15 protein-coding genes are annotated in these 17,765 nt (G+C 69.6%); 4 read left to right on the top strand and 11 right to left on the bottom strand.

Annotated features, from left to right (window positions below):
• Positions 1 to 140 precede the first annotated feature (140 nt).
• A complete protein-coding gene (locus IE263_RS26120; protein WP_189940229.1) occupies positions 141 to 2,459 on the bottom strand; it encodes a peptidoglycan recognition protein family protein in 2,319 nt (772 codons plus the stop codon).
• A 298-nt stretch (positions 2,460 to 2,757) separates the two neighbouring features.
• Here IE263_RS26120 and IE263_RS26115 point away from each other — a divergent pair, with 298 nt between their 5' ends.
• Entirely contained in the window at positions 2,758 to 2,976 is a 219-nt protein-coding gene (locus IE263_RS26115; protein WP_189940228.1) for an FmdB family zinc ribbon protein, read from the top strand.
• A gap of 30 nt (positions 2,977 to 3,006) precedes the next feature.
• On the opposite strand, the gene IE263_RS26110 is transcribed toward IE263_RS26115, so the two are convergent.
• From IE263_RS26110 to IE263_RS26100, 3 genes are read right to left on the bottom strand one after another with little or no spacing between them, the layout of a single operon-like run.
• Complete coding sequence (locus IE263_RS26110) at positions 3,007 to 3,816, bottom strand: HAD family hydrolase (RefSeq protein WP_189940227.1); 810 nt, start codon at positions 3,814 to 3,816, stop codon at positions 3,007 to 3,009.
• Positions 3,816 to 6,452, bottom strand: coding sequence for a phosphoribosyltransferase (locus IE263_RS26105; protein ID WP_189940226.1), 2,637 nt, complete (start codon positions 6,450 to 6,452; stop codon positions 3,816 to 3,818). The genes IE263_RS26110 and IE263_RS26105 overlap by 1 nt, the downstream gene beginning before the upstream one ends.
• A gap of 36 nt (positions 6,453 to 6,488) precedes the next feature.
• Positions 6,489 to 7,655: an HpcH/HpaI aldolase/citrate lyase family protein gene (locus IE263_RS26100; protein WP_189940225.1), complete on the bottom strand. Its 1,167-nt coding sequence runs from the start codon at positions 7,653 to 7,655 to the stop codon at positions 6,489 to 6,491.
• A 255-nt stretch (positions 7,656 to 7,910) separates the two neighbouring features.
• Between IE263_RS26100 and IE263_RS26095 the strand changes: the two genes are divergently transcribed.
• Entirely contained in the window at positions 7,911 to 8,690 is a 780-nt protein-coding gene (locus IE263_RS26095) for a TerD family protein (protein ID WP_189940224.1), read from the top strand.
• Between the two features lie 23 nt (positions 8,691 to 8,713).
• On the opposite strand, the gene IE263_RS26090 is transcribed toward IE263_RS26095, so the two are convergent.
• The 6 genes from IE263_RS26090 to IE263_RS26065 form a co-directional block, all read right to left on the bottom strand.
• On the bottom strand, positions 8,714 to 9,451 hold the full coding sequence (locus IE263_RS26090) for a TerD family protein (protein WP_189940223.1): 738 nt from the start codon (positions 9,449 to 9,451) through the stop codon (positions 8,714 to 8,716).
• 97 nt (positions 9,452 to 9,548) lie between these two features.
• Positions 9,549 to 10,694, bottom strand: a complete 1,146-nt coding sequence (locus IE263_RS26085) for a DUF475 domain-containing protein (RefSeq protein ID WP_189940222.1) — start codon at positions 10,692 to 10,694, stop codon at positions 9,549 to 9,551.
• Between the two features lie 122 nt (positions 10,695 to 10,816).
• Positions 10,817 to 11,392 (bottom strand): TerD family protein, encoded by a 576-nt coding sequence (locus IE263_RS26080; protein ID WP_189940221.1) that lies wholly within the window; start codon positions 11,390 to 11,392, stop codon positions 10,817 to 10,819.
• A 94-nt stretch (positions 11,393 to 11,486) separates the two neighbouring features.
• On the bottom strand, positions 11,487 to 12,062 hold the full coding sequence (locus IE263_RS26075; protein WP_189940220.1) for a calcium homeostasis/redox stress adaptation protein: 576 nt from the start codon (positions 12,060 to 12,062) through the stop codon (positions 11,487 to 11,489).
• Between the two features lie 150 nt (positions 12,063 to 12,212).
• Entirely contained in the window at positions 12,213 to 12,671 is a 459-nt protein-coding gene (locus IE263_RS26070; protein WP_189940219.1) for a peroxiredoxin, read from the bottom strand.
• A gap of 162 nt (positions 12,672 to 12,833) precedes the next feature.
• A complete protein-coding gene (locus IE263_RS26065; protein WP_189940218.1) occupies positions 12,834 to 13,271 on the bottom strand; it encodes a DUF3052 domain-containing protein in 438 nt (145 codons plus the stop codon).
• A gap of 348 nt (positions 13,272 to 13,619) precedes the next feature.
• On the opposite strand from IE263_RS26065, the gene aceE reads away from it, so the two are divergent.
• Positions 13,620 to 16,367: a pyruvate dehydrogenase (acetyl-transferring), homodimeric type gene (gene aceE / locus IE263_RS26060; protein ID WP_189940217.1), complete on the top strand. Its 2,748-nt coding sequence runs from the start codon at positions 13,620 to 13,622 to the stop codon at positions 16,365 to 16,367.
• A gap of 90 nt (positions 16,368 to 16,457) precedes the next feature.
• Positions 16,458 to 17,195, top strand: coding sequence for a potassium channel family protein (locus tag IE263_RS26055; RefSeq protein WP_189940216.1), 738 nt, complete (start codon positions 16,458 to 16,460; stop codon positions 17,193 to 17,195).
• Between the two features lie 107 nt (positions 17,196 to 17,302).
• Here IE263_RS26055 and IE263_RS26050 read toward each other — a convergent pair whose 3' ends face one another.
• Positions 17,303 to 17,611, bottom strand: coding sequence for a small hydrophobic protein (locus tag IE263_RS26050; RefSeq protein WP_189940215.1), 309 nt, complete (start codon positions 17,609 to 17,611; stop codon positions 17,303 to 17,305).
• Positions 17,612 to 17,765: the final 154 nt, after the last annotated feature.

Genomic DNA, 17,765 nt, shown 5'->3' with positions numbered 1-17,765 from the left:
GGAAGCGCGCTTCGTACATCGGAACACGCCTGTCCAATCCCTGACTTTCGCACCACTTCACGCGAAAAGGGAGGGACGGACAAGGTACCGCACACGGCCCCGCGCGTCGCACGGCGACGGGAACGGGGCCGTGGAGAGCCCTACTTGACGTACACGATGCCGTCGGTGATGACGGTGGGACGCCCGGACGTGCCCACCACCACGATCTTGACCGTGTGCTGCGCACTGGAGGACCAGCTCTGCGTCCAGACCGCGTTGCGGAAGGCCCTCACGGACGACCTCAGGTCGAGGGTCGTCACCTTCTGTCCGTCGACGTAGACGTGCGCCTGACCCGAGTTGACGGCCCGTGAGACCACCCAGGCGACCGAGCGGCCGGTGAAGGTCCAGGTCAGCGAGGCGTTCTTGGAGGCGCCGGCGAGGGACGTGCCCCCCAGGTAGCTGCTGGAGGACCTGGTGGTCCAGGTCCCGGACCTGGCGGCCGCGGTTTCCTGGAGGATCACCGGGGTGCCCGAGACCGAGGCGGTGGCGGTGTTGTCGGCCAGGTCGTACGCGTTCAGGGACCATGTGGTCGCGGTGCCGGAGGGGGCGGTGTGCCGGGCGCTCGTCACGGTCGGTCCGTAGCTCCTGGCGACCGGGGCGGTGAGGCGCACCTCCTTCAGGGCGGCGGAGTCGTCCGCCTTCCAGTTCAGCGTGAGCGGGACGCTCGTGGTGCTCACGATGCCGGTACGCAGGGCCAGGTTCGGCGGGGTGGTGAACGTGGGCGCGGTGGTGTCCGCGATCACGGTGGCGGCCTCGGTGACCGATGTCCTCCCGGACTGGTGGACGGCCCTGACCTGCAACCGGTGGGTGCCGTCGGTCAGCGTCACCTCGGCGGAGGTCGCGCCGCCCTCGGCGGTGGCCGCCGGCTCACCGTCGACCAGCACCTCGTACGTGGAGATCAGCTCGGCCGGTGTCGTGGCCGACCAGTTCACTGTGACGGGGCCGTTGGTGTACGGGGTCGAGCCGACGACGGCCGTACCGGTGACGGATGTGAGCGTGAGCCCGGAGACCGGACCGGCGGCATGGCTGCGGACCGTGTCGAGTGCGGCGTAGAACGCGTCACCCGGGCACAGGGTGTTGTAGCCGTCGCGGTGGCCGTGAACGGCCGGAAGGCTCAGCGTCTCTCCGGCACCCCAGGACTTGCCGGCGAGGTTCTGGCCGTCCACGGCGGTGGTGAGGGTGACGGTCGAGTCCGGGTCGACGCCGTACTGGCCCAGCTTCCACGCGGCGACCCGGGCGACCGAGGTCATCGCGGCCGGCGGAGGCGCGGAGTCGGTGTAGGTGCCCAGGACCGCGATGCCGGTGGTCTGGGAGTTGAAGCCGTAGGCGTGGGCGCCCACGACCGGAAGGCCGACGCCGCCCTTGCGGCCCTCGTACACCGTGCCGCACTTGTCCACGACGAAGTTGTAGCCGAGGTCCTTCCAGCCCAGCGCCGTCACGTCGTACGTGTAGATGGCGTTGATGACGGACGGGGCCTCGGCGCAGGTGTACGCGTTGCTCTGGGCGGTGTGATGCACCACCGCCGCCTTGATCTTCCCGCCGGGCAGATAGGCCGGCGCCTCCGGGCTGAGGGACTCGTCCGCGCCCCACGCGGAGCGCGGCATGATCGTGGGCTGCGGCACCGTGGACGGCGGGGCGGACGCGGACGGGGATGCCGAGGCGGACCCGCTCGCCGACTCGCTGGGCGTGGCGCTCTCCGACGGCGACTCCGGGGCCGACGGCGGCTCCGCAGCCGACTCGGAGGCGGACGGTTCGGCGATCGCCGACTCTGTGGCGGACGGTTCCGCGGTGGTGCCGTCGGTCGCCTCCGGCGAGGTGGATCCTGGGGACGTCGCGGACTCCGAGGCGGTGGGGTCCGCGCTTCCCTCGGCGACGAACGCGGCGGGCTCGAGGTCGTCGCCGCTGCCGGAGCCACCGGCGGAGCCGATCATGTCCAGGCGGAGTCCCTGCGGCAGCCGCGTCGTCGGCTTCCCGTTCACCCGCACCTCGACACCGTCGGACGGTCCCACCCACGCGGGTTCGGTGCCGCCGCGGGCTGCGGTGCCGTTCTCCTCCGGGCCGTTCTCCTCCGGGCCGTTCCCCTCCGGGCCGTTGTCGCTGTCCAGGGTCAGCCAGTCCGACCACGCGCCCGAACCGACCGCCCTCGTCCGTACCTCGACGGTGCCGGACATCGCGGCGAGGTGATCCTGCCAGGTGACTCCGAGCATGCTGAAGGTCTCGGTGTCCCGCCGCCCCAGCGTCGCTGAGCCCCCGTCAGCGCTCACCTTCAGCGCGGCCGACCGCACCTCGTCCCGGACCGGTCCGGGCCTGCCGTCGCCCCCGTCCCCGGCGAATCCCCCGGTCACCCCCTGCGCCACCAACGCCCCGCACACGCCCGCCGCGACGACCGCGCCCGTCCCCCACCAACGACGCACTCTCATACAGAACCGCACATCTTTCCCCGTGAAACGGAATCAGCTCTCCCTGCGATGACCGCGAAGCCGAAACCATCCATAAGATGCGCGCAACCACCATGACCTTCACCACTCCCCCCCATTGAGGCACCAAAGCATCACTTATGTGATCTTCAAGTAAAGATATCGGGGGAGTAAAGCCGTGAAATCCCGCCATGTGTACTCAAGATCGCACACGGCCCTCAAGTGAACCTGCCGTGATCTATGTCATACGGAAGCCAGGGAGATCCCCCGCCCCGGGAACGCGTGAAGTTAGCCTGTCCGCATGCCTCGCTACGAGTACCGCTGCCGGACCTGCGGCGACACCTTCGAACTCAGCCGCCCCATGGCGGAGTCCTCCGCCCCCGCCGACTGCCCCGCCGGCCATGACGACACGGTGAAACTTCTGTCGACGGTCGCCGTGGGCGGTACGGCGTCCGCCCCCGCACCCAAGGCGGGCGGCGGGGGCGGAGGCGGCTGCTGTGGCGGGGGCTGCTGCGGCTGACGGCCACCAGGCCCGGCAGTGGCCGGCGGGCTACTTCTCGCGGGCGCCCTTCAGGAACTCCCGCAGGATCCGCTCCCCCGCCAGGACACCCCGCTCGGGCAGGGCCGTGATCCGCGGTGCCGTCCAGGCGGCGTCGGCCAGCTCGCCGTGGCCGGGCCGCCAGCCGCGGTCCGCGGCCAGCAGCAGGTCGGCGTCGAGGAGGGAGTCGCCCGCCGCCAGCGTCAGCTCGGCGCCCGCGCGGCGGGCCACCTCGCGCACGGCCGCGCTCTTGGTCAGCGGCTTCGGCACGGCGTAGACCTTGCGGCCCTGCAACGACACCGTCCAACCGCGGTTCTCCGCCCACACCGCGAGCTCCTTCACCCACTCCTCGGGCAGCAGCTCGCGCTCCACGACGAGGTAGGCGAACAAGTCCTCGGCGATCCGCTGCTTACGCAGCCAGACCGGGTCGGCGAAGGCCGCCAGATGGGCCTGGACCTCCGCGAGCGGGGCGCACTCGTCGGCCAGCCGAGCGGTGACGGCCGCGTGCCAGTCCGGGTCGGACACCCCGTCCACCAGCAGATGACCGCCGTTCGCGCAGATCGCGTAAGGGGGCGGCGGGCCCGGCAGGTTGATGCGCTGGTACTGCTTGCGCGTCCGGGTGGTCGTCGGCACGAACACCGCCGCGTCCCCGAGGTCGGCCAGCAGCTGCGCCGCCGTCTCCGTCATGTACGACAGCGGCCGGCTCTCGTGCACCTCCACGCACAGCAGCCGAGGCGCCCGCGCGTCCGGCATGGTCAGCGCGAGGGCCGCCGCGGAGTAGATGAGCGTACGGTCGAGGTCGCTCGCCACCATGACCGGCATCAGACCGTCACCGCCTTGCCGTCGGCGCCCGTCGCACCGCGCGTGTACCGCGGATGGATCAACCCGACACAGGTGTACGGCAGGTCGCCGACCTCCTCCACCGGTACCCCTCTCTGCCCGGCGAGCAGCCGGACGTGGTCCAGGTCGGCGCCCGCCCCGGCCCGCGCCAGGATCTTCCAGGGCACCCGGCGCAGCAGCACCCTCGTCGTCTCGCCGACGCCGGGCTTGACCAGGTTCACATCGTGGATGCCGTACTCCTCGCTGATGCGCTCCACCGCCGCCCAGCCCTCCCAGGTCGGCGTACGGTCGCTCGCGAGCAGCTCCTTCACCGCGCTGTCGACCGCGTCCACGACCTCCGCGAAGCGGGCGGAGACGGCGTCCAGGAAGGCGTTGGAGACATCCGCCCCGGCCAGCTCGCGGTAGAACTTCGCGCCGTGGAAGTCGTCCGGGCCGACCAGGTCCGCGCGCAGCACGGTCCGCGATATCAGGCCCGACACCGTGGAGTTGAGGCAGGCGGAGGGAATGAGGAAGTCGTCCCGGGTGCCGTACGTCCGTACGCAGGAGCCCGGGTCGGCCAGCACCGCGATCTCCGCGTCGAAGCCGGCGGCACCGCCCGCGGCCTCGAACTCCTCGATCGCGGCGGCCAGTTCACGGGTGATCGCGCCCTTGCCGGTCCAGCCGTCGACGAAGACGACGTCCCGCGGGTCGTGGTGCTCGGCGAGCCAGCGCAGCGCGTTGGCGTCGATGCCCCGGCCGCGCACGATCGAGACCGCGTAGTGCGGCAGGTCGAGGCCGTGCCGGTGCTGGGCCCAGCGGCGCATCAGCACGCCGATGGGCGTGCCGGCCCGGGCGAGGGAGACGAGGACGGGCCGGGGCGAGCGCTCCGCGATCACGGTCTCCGTGACGACACCCACCGCCCGCGCCAGCCGCGCCGCGGACGTCTCCAGGGCCGTGTGGAACAGCTCCTGGTACTGCTCGCTGGGCTGGTATTCCACCGGCAGCGACTCCGCGTAGTGCGCGCCGCCGCTCTGGATGGCCTCCTCGCGCTCCTCGGTCGGCGCCTCCAGCGTCACCTCCGAGAGGTCCTGGAGCAGCCAGCCGACCTCCTCCGGTGCGTACGAGGAGAAGGCGGGACCGCGGAGGGGCTCGGGCAGCATGGCGGATCTTTCTCCAGACAGGGCGGCCGCGTACAGCGGCTCGGGGACGTACGACGGCACGACCGCCAGGACGACGTGCGGGGTGTGGGCGGCGAGCCGGTCCAGGAGGCCGCCGGGGGCGTGCAGTTCGCCGGTGTCGGCCACGGAGTCCACGACGGCGACGACGGCGTCGAAGCCACCGCCCGCGACGTTGTAGGCATACCGCTCACCCGGTCCGTCGGCGGGCTCGTCATGGGCGGGGAAGACGAGGCGGGTGCGTATCGCGTACCCGGGATCGTCGACCGCGAGCACGGGCGAGCGGGTGGTGGTCGAGTACCGCACCTCGGCCCCCACGACCTGCTCCAGCTCCCGCGCCAGCCGCAACGGCGCGTACATCAGCTCCTCGAACCCGAGCACGAGTACGCTCCGCGCGTCAGCGGGGAGCGCCTCCGCGAGGCGGGCTGCCATGGTGGGGAGGGCGGCTTCGAGGCGGGTGCGGTGCGCGGGAGTGAAGCCGTGCCGGCCGCCGTCGGGCAGGCCGCGGGGCCAGCAGAGGTCGACGCGGGTGATGTGGGGGTGGGGCAGCGTCTGCCGGGTGTGCTCGTCGTCCGGGTGCGGCTGGTCGGGGGCTGGTCGCGCCCACGCGGCGGTAGCCGCGGATTCGACACAGCCCCGCGCCCCTTGAGGGTCGGCCACCGCAACGCCCTTCTTCAGGGGTGCGGGGAACTGCGCGACCGGCCACGACGGCGCCGCAGACGACCGACCATCACCCTCGGCACTCTCTTCCTCGTACCGCGCGACCAGCTCCTGCCCCTTCTCCAGCACGCCCTCCGGCAGGGTCACCGTGCCCGAGGCGGCCGCCACCAGGTCGACGCGGGCGCCGATCTCGCGGGCGAAGTCCTGCAGCCGGCCCGCGTCGGCCGGTGAGCGCATGTCGACGAGGGCGACCACGACGTACCGGCGTCGCGGGTAGCGGTCGTGGAGGTCGCGGATGGTGTTCAGCACCGTGTTGCCGGTGGAGAACTCGTCGTCGACCAGGACCAGCGGGCCGTCGCCGACCAGCAGTGCCGGGTCCTCCGGCAGCAGCAGGTGGGACGTGGCGTGCGAGTGGGACTCCTCGAAGCCGCCGGCCGGCGCGACGCCGGTGACCGGGCGGCGGGTGGAGTGCAGGTAGGGGGCCGAGCCGACGCCGTCGGCGACGGAGTGACCGAGGCCGGTGGCGGTCTCCGCGTAACCGAGGACGACCGCCCTCTCGGCCTCCTCACCGAGCAGCTCGCGCACCCGGCGGCCCAGGGCGAAGCCGTAGCCGTAGACCACGGACGGCGACTGCGGCACGTGCTTGCCCAGCACGTGGGAGACGAGCAGGTGGGCCCGCTTGGGGTTGCGGCGCAGGGCCAGCCCCAGCAGGTCCCTCAGCTTGTCGTCGCCCACGAGCTCGACCCCGAGCCGCTCGGCGACCCAGCTCCCGGACCAGACCCCGTTGTTCACTGCGTTGTTCATGCGTCCCTATGTCGTGAGGCGATGTGGTGAGGGGATTCAGCCGGGGATGCCCGCGGCGAGCAGGTCGACGAAGCTGACGTCCTCGTGCGCGACGCCGAAGACCTCCGCGCGCAGCATCGTCCGCTCGGCCCAGGCGCGGTGCGGCTTCACCTCGTTCATCTTGTTCGTGTACGCCGACCTCAGCACTCCCCCGCCGCCGCGCTCCGGCCGCAGGATGTCCGCCGCGTCGCCGTACTCCTCGTGACTGACGACGGACAGCGCGTGCACCGCCGGTACGTGCGAGGGGTGGATGCAGGTCTTGCCCAGCAGGCCGTTGGCGTGGTCGAGGGAGATCTCACGCAGCAGCCCGTCCATCGCGTGCTCGATCAGCTTCTCACGCAGCTCCACGGCCTGTCCCTCCAGGAAGGGGCTGTGCCGCAGCATCGGCTTGAACATGCGCTCCGGGACCCGGAAGTACTCCCACACCGGCCCGGTCACCGTGAACCCGCTGCCGTCGGCCCGCCCCAGCATGTTCACCACGTCGGCGATCACGGAGGCGACGATCTGCACGTCGTAGGCGGTCATGTCGGGGGCGCGGCGCAGGCCGTACGAGGAGCAGAAGTCGGTCACGCCGAGGCGCAGCGCGAGGACCCGGCTGCGGTACTTCTCGACCGCGCGGGCGATGCCCTCCAGGGCCTCCACCCGCGACTCCCGGTACATCAACTCGGGCGTCTCCAGCACGGGCATGCCGAACAGCCGCCGGCCGCTCGCCACCTCGGCGCCGGTCAGGGCCTCCAGGAACGGGATGCCGCGCTCCTCGGTGAACTTCGGGAACACGAACCCGCTCAGCAGCCGCACCGCCGGGCCGAGGCGCCGGACCAGGTCGGGGATCTGCTCGGGCGTACGGACCCGGACGAAGAGCAGCGGCAGATCCAGGCCGGGGCGGGCGGCCAGGTCCACGAACTGGCGGACGAGGTTCTCCTCACCCTCCGCCACGTCCTCGTCACCGATGGAGTCCTCCAGGCACAACACCATCGACACCACGCCCCGCCGGGTCTGCTTGACGATGTCGTCGGCCAGCCGCGGCCGGGTGGCCGGGCTGTAGAGCGTGGCGCCCAGGGCCGCGGAGAGCAGCCGGGCCGGGGAGTCCGCGTCGAACTCGCACGGCTCCCGGTGAAAGAGGCGCTCCCGCACCTCAGGGGCGAGGTGCCCGAAATGACGCATATAACTCCCCCGTGGCGCAAGGTAAGGCTGTGGATTTCGGCAAGAGGTGGCCGGTAATAGTACGTAGGGACCCGTGTCAGGGGTTCCCACCGGTCATGAACTTCAGGTAACGGGGACAAGCACAGGCAAGCACGGTCAAGCACACGCAAGCACGGCCGGGCAGAGGCGGGGACAGTCCAACCCGGCTGTACCGTTGCCGTGTTCCTCGTGTACCCCGCGTTGTCGTGAGCAGAACCGAGAGGGCAGGATGGCCGCATGACGCACGCGATGCTGAAGGGGTCGAACGTCCCGCTGAAAGCCACCACGGTGCGCGCCGTGCTGCGCTGGACACCCGGGCAGGGTGTCCCGGACGTCGATGCCTCCGCGCTGCTCCTCGGCCCCGACGGTCGTGTGCGCTCCGACGAGGACTTCGTCTTCTACAACCAGCCCCGGCACCCCTCCGGGAAGGTCTGGCGGCTCGGCAAGAAGCGGGGCGCCGAGGGCCTCACCGACACGATCCAGACGGATCTGGCCGGTGTCGAGCCCGACGTCAGCCAGATTCTCCTGGTCGCTTCGGCGGACGGCGTCACCTTCGACCGCGTGCGGTCCCTCAGCATCCTGCTGTACGACGCGACGGTCGCCGACGGAGAGCCGCTGGCCACCTTCGACATCCGCCCGGAGACGGGCGAGGAGACGGCCCTGATCTGCGGTGAGCTGTACCGCCGCGGCGAGGGCTGGAAGTTCCGCGCGCTCGGCGAGGGCTACTCCAACGGCCTCAAGGGCCTGGCGACCGACTTCGGTATCTCGGTCGACGAGTCGGAGGAGGCGGCGGCCCAGGCCCCCGAGGCCCAGGCCCCCGAGCCCACGCCCAGCCTCTCCCAGCCCCTCCCCCCGGAACAGCCGACCTCAGCGGCCCCTCAACAGCCCGCCGCGTCCTACGGCTACCCGGCGAACCTCCCGACGTACGGCTACGGCTACCCGGACGCGCAGCCGACGGGGGCTCCCGCCCAGGAGTTCCGCATGCCGCCGCAGGGTCCGCAGTTCATCGGGCGGTAGGACAGGTCCGGCCGGGGCCGCCGCTACCGCTCGACCTTCGTCTTGTAGCCCCGGCCCCACTGGAGCCCCCATCCGTACAGGCGGTCCAGCTCGCCCTGGAAGCCGTACACGAAGCGCACCTCGCGCCGCACGAGCATCTCGCCCTTGACGTTCTCGATCATCACCACCGCGCAGGACCGGGCCTGAGGGTGCCGCTCGTCGAGGCCGATCTCGATGCGCGGCCCGTTGCTCGGGTACAGCGTGACGATGGCGTGCGTACGGTCGAACGCCGGCGTCTGGTCGTAGATGTAGACGAACACCAGCAGCCGTTTGATGGCGTCCCGGTGGTCGAGGTTGACGTACATCGTCTCACCGGACCCCGACCCGAACCGGTCGTCCCCGGTGAGCTTCACGTACGGCGGCGCGTTGACGTCCCCGAGCAGCCCGCCCAGCGGCTGTACGACCCCCTTCGTGCCGTCCGCCAGCTCGTACAGGCAGCCGAGGTCGAGGTCGACGTTGACCATGCTCTGGCTGTGCCCGATGACCTCCGGCGGACGCAGCGCCTTGAAGGGGTGCCGCAGCAGACTCTCCCGCTGGGAGCCGCCGATGTCGGAGGTGCGCATGCGCCAGGTCAGGTTGATGCGCAGGTGCCCGGTGGCCGCGTCCTGCTTGGTGAGGGAGACCTGGCTGTGCCGTTTGGTCAGCTCGATCGCGTTGGTCGCCGCGCTGCCCGAGTCGAAGTCGGCGGCCCGGCCGGGCCGGAGTCCGTCGAAGAAGCCCATTCCCGCCCCCAGGTTCACTGAAAAAGACCGGCGGGGCGGCCCGAGGACACGTCCTCGACGGCCGCCCCGCACAGAGCGTTCCGCACTCGGAAGCTGATCACACCCCGGACGAGACCTCAGTCTTCTCGTCCGAGTCCGCTTTTCCCTCGGCCGCCGCCAGAGCCTTGTTGCGGCGGACGGAGGACCAGAAGGACCAGCCGATCAGGACGACGCCGACCATACCGGTGATGATCTCGTTGATCTCGTACTGGATGGTGACGAGCAGGATCATGGCGAGCGCACCGATCGCGTAGTGCGCGCCGTGCTCCAGGTAGACGTAGTCGTCGAGGGTGCCCTGGCGGACCAGGTACACGGTGAGCGACCGGACGTACATGGCGCCGATGCCGAGGCCGAGGGCCATCAGCACGATGTCGTTGGTGATGGCGAAGGCGCCGATGACACCGTCGAAGGAGAAGGACGCGTCCAGGACCTCCAGGTAGAGGAACATGAAGAACGCGGCCTTGCCGGCCAGGACGACCGCCGACTTGGGCTTGCCCTCGCGCTCGGCCTTCTCCTCGGCCTCGTGCTCGCGCTCCTCCTCCTCTTCGAGCTTGTCCTCGAAGAAGCCGGAGAGTCCGCCCACGATCATGTAGGTGATCAGACCCGCGACACCGGAGATCAGGACCGTCTCCGCCTTGTCGGCGTGCGTGCCGCCGTGCTGGTGGGCGTGGGTGGCGAAGGTCATGGAGGAGATCAGCAGGACGATCAGCGCGATGCAGACCGACAGCATGTCGATCTTGCCCAGCTTGGCCAGGGGCCGCTCCAGCCAGCCCAGCCACTTGATGTCCCGGTCCTCGAAGATGAAGTCGAGGAAGATCATCAGCAGGAACATGCCACCGAAGGCGGCGATCGACGGGTGGGCGTCGGTCACCAGCTGCTGGTAGCGGTCCTTGTCGGTGAGGGCGAGATCGACGGCCTCGATCGGGCCCATCGAGGCGCTGACCGCGACGATGACGACGGGGAAGACCAGTCGCATACCGAAGACGGCGATGAGAATGCCGATGGTGAGGAAGATCTTCTGCCAGAAGGCACTCATCTTCTTCAGAATGCCGGCGTTGACGACTGCGTTGTCGAAAGACAGCGAGATCTCGAGGATGGAGAGGATCGCCACGATACCGAAAGCGGTCCACCCCCCGTAGAAGACCGCTGCGACCAGGCCGAGCGCGGTGACCGCGAACGACCAGCCGAAGGTTTTCAGAACCACTGGCTACCCAATCCCTGTGTGTACGGGGCTCCCCCGCGCACTCGGCTTTACGAAACTTTGAACCGAAGTCTAGTCGGCCCCCCTCCGTCCCCCACCGGGCCCCGACTTTTGCTCATATCGCCTTACGAGACGTCGACCCCGAAGTCCAGTGCGATGCCCCGCAGCCCCGACGCGTACCCCTGTCCGACCGCACGGAACTTCCATTCGCCCTGGTAGCGGTAGAGCTCGCCGAAGATCATGGCCGTTTCGGTGGAGGCGTCCTCACTCAGGTCGTAGCGGGCGAGTTCCTGGCCGTCGGCCTGGTTGACGACGCGGATGAAGGCGTTGCTGACCTGGCCGAAGGTCTGACCGCGCTCGTCGGCCAGGTGGATCGACACGGGGAAGACGATCTTGTCGCACTCGGCCGGCACCTTGGACAGGTCGACCAAGAGCGACTCGTCGTCGCCGTCGCCCTCGCCGGTGAGGTTGTCCCCGGTGTGCTCGACCGAGCCGTCGGGGCTCTTGAGGTGGTTGTAGAAGACGAACCACTCGTCCCCGAGGACCCGCCCGCCTTTGCACAGCAGCGCGCTGGCGTCGAGGTCGAAGGGGGCTCCGGTGGTGGAGCGCGCGTCCCAGCCGAGGCCGACCATCACCTGAGTGAGGTTCGGCGCGACCTTGGACAGGGAGACGTTTCCTCCCTTGGCGAGCGTGACGCCCATGATGCTGTCCTCCCCTGGGTCTTGCTTCTTCGGTTGTCCTGCGCGTCCGGCGCCGCCCGTAAACGGTGCGGCGCCGGACGCAGGGCCGTCACGCTCAGACGTTGACGCCGAAGTCCTGCGCGATACCACGCAGGCCCGAGGCGTACCCCTGGCCGATGGCGCGGAACTTCCACTCCGCGCCGTGCCGGTACAACTCGCCGAAGACCATCGCGGTCTCCGTCGAGGCGTCCTCGCTGAGGTCGTAGCGGGCGATCTCGGCGCCGCCGGCCTGGTTGGCGACGCGGATGAACGCGTTGCGCACCTGGCCGAAGGACTGCTGGCGGTTCTCGGCGTCGTAGATCGAGACCGGGAAGACGATCTTCTCGACGTCGGCCGGGACGCCGGCGAGATTGACCTTGATCTGCTCGTCGTCGCCCTCGCCCTCACCGGTGAGGTTGTCACCGGTGTGCTCGACCGAGCCGTCCGGGCTCTTGAGGTTGTTGAAGAAGATGAAGTTCGCGTCACTGCCGACCTTGCCGGACGAGTTCAGCAGCAGCGCGCTGGCGTCCAGGTCGAAGTCGGTACCGGTCGTGGTGCGGATGTCCCACCCCAGACCGACGATGACCGCGGTCAGGCCCGGGGCCTCCTTGGTCAGCGATACGTTGCCGCCCTTGCTGAGGCTGACTCCCACGAGTCCTCCATTGGTGTCCAGGGGCGGGGAGCCCCGTCGTGCGTCGGATATCGGATCAACGAGTCGATCCTAGTGACGGGTTCCCGCCGCTCGCAGGCCCTGGAGCCGAAGAATCACAGGGTGTCGGGATCGGTACGGGAGCGGCCGGGATCAGAGGGCGTCGAGTGCCGAGACGTACTCGCTGAGGTCCCGCGCGTCCGGCAGCGCGTTGACGACGGTCCAGCGCACGAGGCCGTCCTTGTCGACGACGAAGGTGCCGCGCACCGCGCAGCCCTTGTCCTCGGCGAAGACGCCGTAGGCGCGGGAGACCTCGCCGTGCGGCCAGAAGTCGCTCAGCAGCGGATACTCCAGGCCCTCCTGCTCGGCGAAGACGCGCAGGGTGTGGATGGAGTCGTTGGAGACGGCGAGCACCTGCGTGTCGCGGGCGGAGAACTTCGGCAGGTTGTCGCGCACCTCGCACAGCTCGCCGGTGCACACGCCGGTGAAGGCGAAGGGGTAGAAGAGCAGGACGACGTTCTTGCTACCACGGAAGTCGGACAGCTTCACGGCACGGCCGTGGTTGTCCTTGAGCTCGAAGTCGGGGGCCTTGTCGCCGACCTGGATCGCCATCGTCGTGGAACCCTTTCGCTGGGGCTTCGCTGGGGCCGTTGCGGCGTTCGGGTGAGAACGCCGTGGAACACCCTACGCAGCGATCACCACGCAATCGCGGACGGGCCGACACGAATCGGCCCGTCCGCGGGCGATGAGACCGGGGTTTTTACCTCGACGAGGTCACTTCTTGGACTTGGCGGCCTTGGGCGTCACCAGCCGGCTGCCGCTCCAGTCCTTGCCCACGCTGACGCTCTTGCTGGCCGACAGACCCGCCGTCGTCGCGGCTTCAGAGATGTCGCTCGGTTCCACGTACCCCGTCCGGCCGGTCTTCGGCGTGAGGAGGAGGATCGAGCCGCCTTCTTCGATGTACGTGGTGGCGTCCACCAGCGCATCCGTCAGGTCGCCGTCCTCGTCGCGGAACCACAGCACCACGGCGTCGGCCACGTCGTCGTAGTCCTCGTCCACCAGGTCGCTGCCGATGACATCCTCGATGGACTCGCGGAGCTCCTGGTCGACGTCGTCGTCGTAGCCGATCTCCTGGACCACCTGCTCGGGCTGGAAACCCAGCCTGACGGCAGGGCTCGTCCGCTCCTCCGCGTGGTCCGCGGTCGCGCTCACGGGTTGCCTCCTGATCATGTTTCGGGAATAACTCAGCCACGCGCGTGCGCGAAGCATTGGCCGTAGTCCACACGGGCGGGGCGGATCGCGCAAGTACCCGGCGGTTCAGACCGCCGAAACGGTGACGATCCTGGCCGTGTCGACGCAACTCCAGGCATGCGATCCGCGCCTTTGGTGACGTACACCACACCTATCTGCCCTGTTTGCGCGTTTGGGAACCGTTCATGGGTACGAGTTCCGAACAGATACCGATTACCTCTCGGTAGAGATGACGTTTGGGCCCGCGAGGTACACGATGGGGAACAGCCCCACACAGCCCCACCAGCCCTCTGACAGGTAAGGAACAGCGTGGCTTCCGGATCCGATCGCAACCCGATCATCATTGGCGGCCTTCCGAGTCAGGTTCCTGACTTCGATCCCGAGGAAACCCAGGAGTGGCTCGACTCCCTGGACGCCGCCATCGACGAGCGTGGCCGGGAGCGGGCCCGCTATCTCATGCTGCGCCTGATCGAGCGGGCCCGCGAGAAGCGCGTGGCCGTGCCCGAGATGCGCAGCACGGACTACGTCAACACCATCCCCACCAAGAGCGAGCCGTTCTTCCCCGGCAACGAGGAGATCGAGCGGAAGATCCTGAACGCCACCCGCTGGAACGCGGCCGTGATGGTCTCGCGCGCCCAGCGGCCGGGCATCGGCGTCGGCGGCCACATCGCCACCTTCGCCTCCTCCGCCTCGCTCTACGACGTGGGCTTCAACCACTTCTTCCGCGGCAAGGACGAGGGCGACGGCGGCGACCAGGTCTTCTTCCAGGGCCACGCCTCCCCGGGCATCTACGCGCGCGCGTTCCTGCTCGACCGGCTCGGCGAGCAGAACCTGGACGCCTTCCGCCAGGAGAAGTCGAAGGCGCCGTACGGGCTGTCCAGCTACCCGCACCCGCGGCTCATGCCGGACTTCTGGGAGTTCCCGACCGTGTCGATGGGCCTCGGGCCGATCGGCGCGATCTACCAGGCCCGGATGAACCGCTACATGCACGCGCGCGGGATCGCCGACACGTCGAAGTCGCACGTGTGGGCCTTCCTCGGCGACGGCGAGATGGACGAGCCGGAGTCGCTCGGCCAGCTGACCATCGCCGCCCGCGAGGGCCTGGACAACCTGACCTTCGTCGTCAACTGCAACCTGCAGCGCCTGGACGGCCCGGTGCGCGGCAACGGCAAGGTCATCCAGGAGCTGGAGTCGGTCTTCCGGGGCGCCGGCTGGAACGTGATCAAGCTGATCTGGGACCGCACCTGGGACCCGCTGCTCGCGCAGGACCGCGACGGCATCCTCGTCAACAAGATGAACACCACCCCGGACGGGCAGTTCCAGACGTACGCCACCGAGTCCGGCGGGTACATCCGCGACCACTTCTTCGGGGACGACCAGCGGCTGCGCGCGATGGTCGAGGGCATGACCGACGACCAGATCCTGCACCTGGGCCGCGGCGGTCACGACCACCGGAAGATCTACGCGGCCTACAAGGCGGCCAAGGAGCACCAGGGTCAGCCGACGGTGATCCTCGCCAAGACGGTCAAGGGCTGGACCCTGGGCCCCAACTTCGAGGGCCGCAACGCCACGCACCAGATGAAGAAGCTGACGGTCGCCGACCTCAAGCACTTCCGCGACCGGCTGCACCTGCCGATCTCCGACAAGGAGCTGGAGAGCGGGCTTCCGCCGTACTACCACCCGGGGCGGGACTCCGAGGAGATCCAGTACATGCACGACCGGCGCAAGGGGCTCGGCGGGTACGTCCCGACGCGTGTCGTGCGCGCCAAGCCGCTGCCGCTACCCGAGGACAAGACGTACGCGACCGTGAAGAAGGGCTCCGGTCAGCAGTCGATCGCCACGACCATGGCGTTCGTGCGGCTGCTGAAGGACCTCATGCGGGACAAGGAGATCGGCAAGCGGTTCGTGCTGATCGCGCCCGACGAGTACCGCACGTTCGGCATGGACTCATTCTTCCCGAGTGCGAAGATCTACAACCCGCTGGGCCAGCAGTACGAGTCGGTCGACCGCGAACTGCTGCTCGCCTACAAGGAGTCGCCGACCGGGCAGATGCTGCACGACGGCATCTCCGAGGCCGGCTGCACGGCCTCGCTGATCGCGGCCGGCTCGGCGTACGCGACGCACGGCGAGCCGCTGATCCCGGTCTACGTCTTCTACTCGATGTTCGGTTTCCAGCGCACCGGCGACCAGTTCTGGCAGATGGCCGACCAGCTGGCGCGCGGTTTCGTCCTGGGCGCGACCGCCGGCCGAACGACACTGACCGGTGAGGGTCTGCAACACGCGGACGGCCACTCGCAGTTGCTCGCCTCGACGAACCCGGGCTGTGTCGCCTACGACCCGGCGTTCGGCTTCGAGATCGCGCACATCGTGCAGGACGGCCTGCGCCGGATGTACGGCGAGACCGCCGACGGCAAGCCGGGTGAGGACGTCTTCTACTACCTCACCGTCTACAACGAGCCCATCCAGCACCCGGCCGAGCCGGAGAACGTGGACGTCGAGGGCATCCTCAAGGGCGTCCACCGCTTCAGCGAGGGCACGTCCGGCTCCATCCCGGCGCAGATCATCGCCTCGGGTGTCGCGGTGCCGTGGGCCGTCGAGGCGCAGAAGATCCTCGCCGAGGAGTGGAACGTGAAGGCCGACGTCTGGTCGGCGACCTCCTGGAACGAGCTGCGGCGCGAGGCCGTGCAGTGCGAGGAGCACAACCTGCTGCACCCGGAGGAGGAGCAGCGGGTGCCGTACGTGACGCGGAAGTTCGCCGGGGCCGAGGGGCCGTTCGTGGCCGTCTCCGACTGGATGCGGTCGGTGCCGGACCAGATCGCGCGCTGGGTGCCGGGGACGTACCAGTCGCTGGGGGCGGACGGCTTCGGCTTCGCGGACACCCGCGGGGCGGCCCGCCGTCACTTCCACATCGACGCGCAGTCGATCGTGGTGGCGGTACTGACCGAGCTGGCGAAGGAGGGCAAGGTCGACCGGTCCGCACTGAAGCAGGCCGTCGACCGGTACCAGCTGCTGGACGTCGCGGCGGCGGACCCCGGGGCGGCGGGCGGCGACGCGTAGCCCGCGCTCGCGCTTCGCTCGGGTGTCGAGGGGCGGTGAGGTCGTGGCCTCGTCGTCCCTCGATCCACACGAGTTCTTTACGATGCGAGCATGCAGGAACGAACGGCACAGGCCTGGTGGGAAGAGCGGACTCAACGGCCGCTGCTGGCACTCGCCGTGGTGTTCGCCGTCGCCTACGCCGTACCGATCGTGGCCACGTCGGCCGGGCGGTCGCTGACCAGGGCGTGCGTGGCGGTCGAGTGGGCGGTGTGGGCGGCGTTCGCCGCGGACTATGTGGTGCGGCTCGTGCTGGCGGAGGACCGGCGGACGTTCGTCCGTACGCACTGGCTGGACCTGTGCGCGGTCCTGCTGCCGTTGATCCAGCCTCTCAAGCTGCTGCGGCTGGTGTCGACGCTGCTGCTCGTGGGGCAGCGGGCCCGGATGGCCTCGCAGATCCGGGTGACGACGTATGTCGCGGGGGCGGTCGTCGGGCTGCTGATGTTCGGGTCGCTCGCCGTGCTGTCCGTGGAGCGGGACTCACCGGACGGGAACATCCGCACGTTGGGTGACGCGTTGTGGTGGTCGTTCACGACGATGACGACCGTGGGGTACGGGGATCACGCGCCGACCACGGGGCTGGGGCGGATCATCGCGGTCGGGCTGATGCTGTCCGGGATCGCGTTGCTCGGTGTCGTCACCGCGAACATCGCCGCGTGGTTCATCGAGCGGTTCGAGAAGGAGAACGTGGAGGAGCGGCAGCAGACGGAGGCGATCCGCGCGCTGACGGAGGAGGTACGGGCGCTGCGGGCGGAGGTCGCGGCGTTGCAGGGGCAGACGGAGAGAATGTGAAGGGGATCCGCCCCTTCGGACTCCGGCAGCATGCGTCCGGGGGCGGAGCCCCCAGGAGCGGGTAGGGGCGGCGGGGGCGAGAACACCCCGCCCGGGCAACCGGCGCGTTACAGCAAGCCGGTGCCCGGGCCGGCCGCCCCCGCCAGCCAGATGATCGCCAAGAGCGTGTCGATCGCTCCCAGGACGACCGCGACCACGGCCGGTACCGGGCGGGACCCCGCCCAGCTGCGGCCCATGGCGAGCCACCCGCACACGATCGCCACCGGACCGAGGATGATCCCCAGCACGAAGAATCCGGCGATCGCACAGATGACTCCGATGATTCCGAGCGTCGCGCGATCCGGCCCGGTCCGTGACCCCATCCGGCCACGTGAGCGGGGGTACCTGCGCGTTCCGTGTCCGAAGCCCGCCATCATCAACTCCCAGAACCCCGGGGTTGGTTGAATGCGACTCGGGGTTCGGATGTTCGAGTACCCCACATAGGGCGGTTATGCCTTCAACCGGCCAGGGCTGTGGCGCGCTGTCCCCCTCCGGCAGCGCGCCGCAGCCCTGGCCTCCCTCCCACCCGCC

The organism is Streptomyces aurantiogriseus (genome assembly GCF_014649375.1).
GTDB lineage: Bacteria > Actinomycetota > Actinomycetes > Streptomycetales > Streptomycetaceae > Streptomyces > Streptomyces aurantiogriseus.
This window is presented reverse-complemented; position numbering and strand designations above follow the sequence as displayed.

Bases quoted from the DNA above. Each gene is read 5' to 3' on its own strand.
- IE263_RS26115 (WP_189940228.1), top strand. From the start codon at position 2,758: ATGCCTCGCTACGAGTACCGCTGCCGGACCTGCGGCGACACCTTCGAA.
- IE263_RS26080 (WP_189940221.1), bottom strand. From the start codon at position 11,392: ATGGGCGTCACGCTCGCCAAGGGAGGAAACGTCTCCCTGTCCAAGGTC.
- IE263_RS26050 (WP_189940215.1), bottom strand. From the start codon at position 17,611: ATGATGGCGGGCTTCGGACACGGAACGCGCAGGTACCCCCGCTCACGT.
- IE263_RS26105 (WP_189940226.1), bottom strand. From the start codon at position 6,452: ATGAACAACGCAGTGAACAACGGGGTCTGGTCCGGGAGCTGGGTCGCC.
- IE263_RS26120 (WP_189940229.1), bottom strand. From the start codon at position 2,459: ATGAGAGTGCGTCGTTGGTGGGGGACGGGCGCGGTCGTCGCGGCGGGC.
- IE263_RS26100 (WP_189940225.1), bottom strand. From the start codon at position 7,655: ATGCGTCATTTCGGGCACCTCGCCCCTGAGGTGCGGGAGCGCCTCTTT.
- IE263_RS26090 (WP_189940223.1), bottom strand. From the start codon at position 9,451: ATGGGCTTCTTCGACGGACTCCGGCCCGGCCGGGCCGCCGACTTCGAC.
- IE263_RS26070 (WP_189940219.1), bottom strand. From the start codon at position 12,671: ATGGCGATCCAGGTCGGCGACAAGGCCCCCGACTTCGAGCTCAAGGAC.
- IE263_RS26055 (WP_189940216.1), top strand. From the start codon at position 16,458: ATGCAGGAACGAACGGCACAGGCCTGGTGGGAAGAGCGGACTCAACGG.
- IE263_RS26095 (WP_189940224.1), top strand. From the start codon at position 7,911: ATGACGCACGCGATGCTGAAGGGGTCGAACGTCCCGCTGAAAGCCACC.
- IE263_RS26110 (WP_189940227.1), bottom strand. From the start codon at position 3,816: ATGCCGGTCATGGTGGCGAGCGACCTCGACCGTACGCTCATCTACTCC.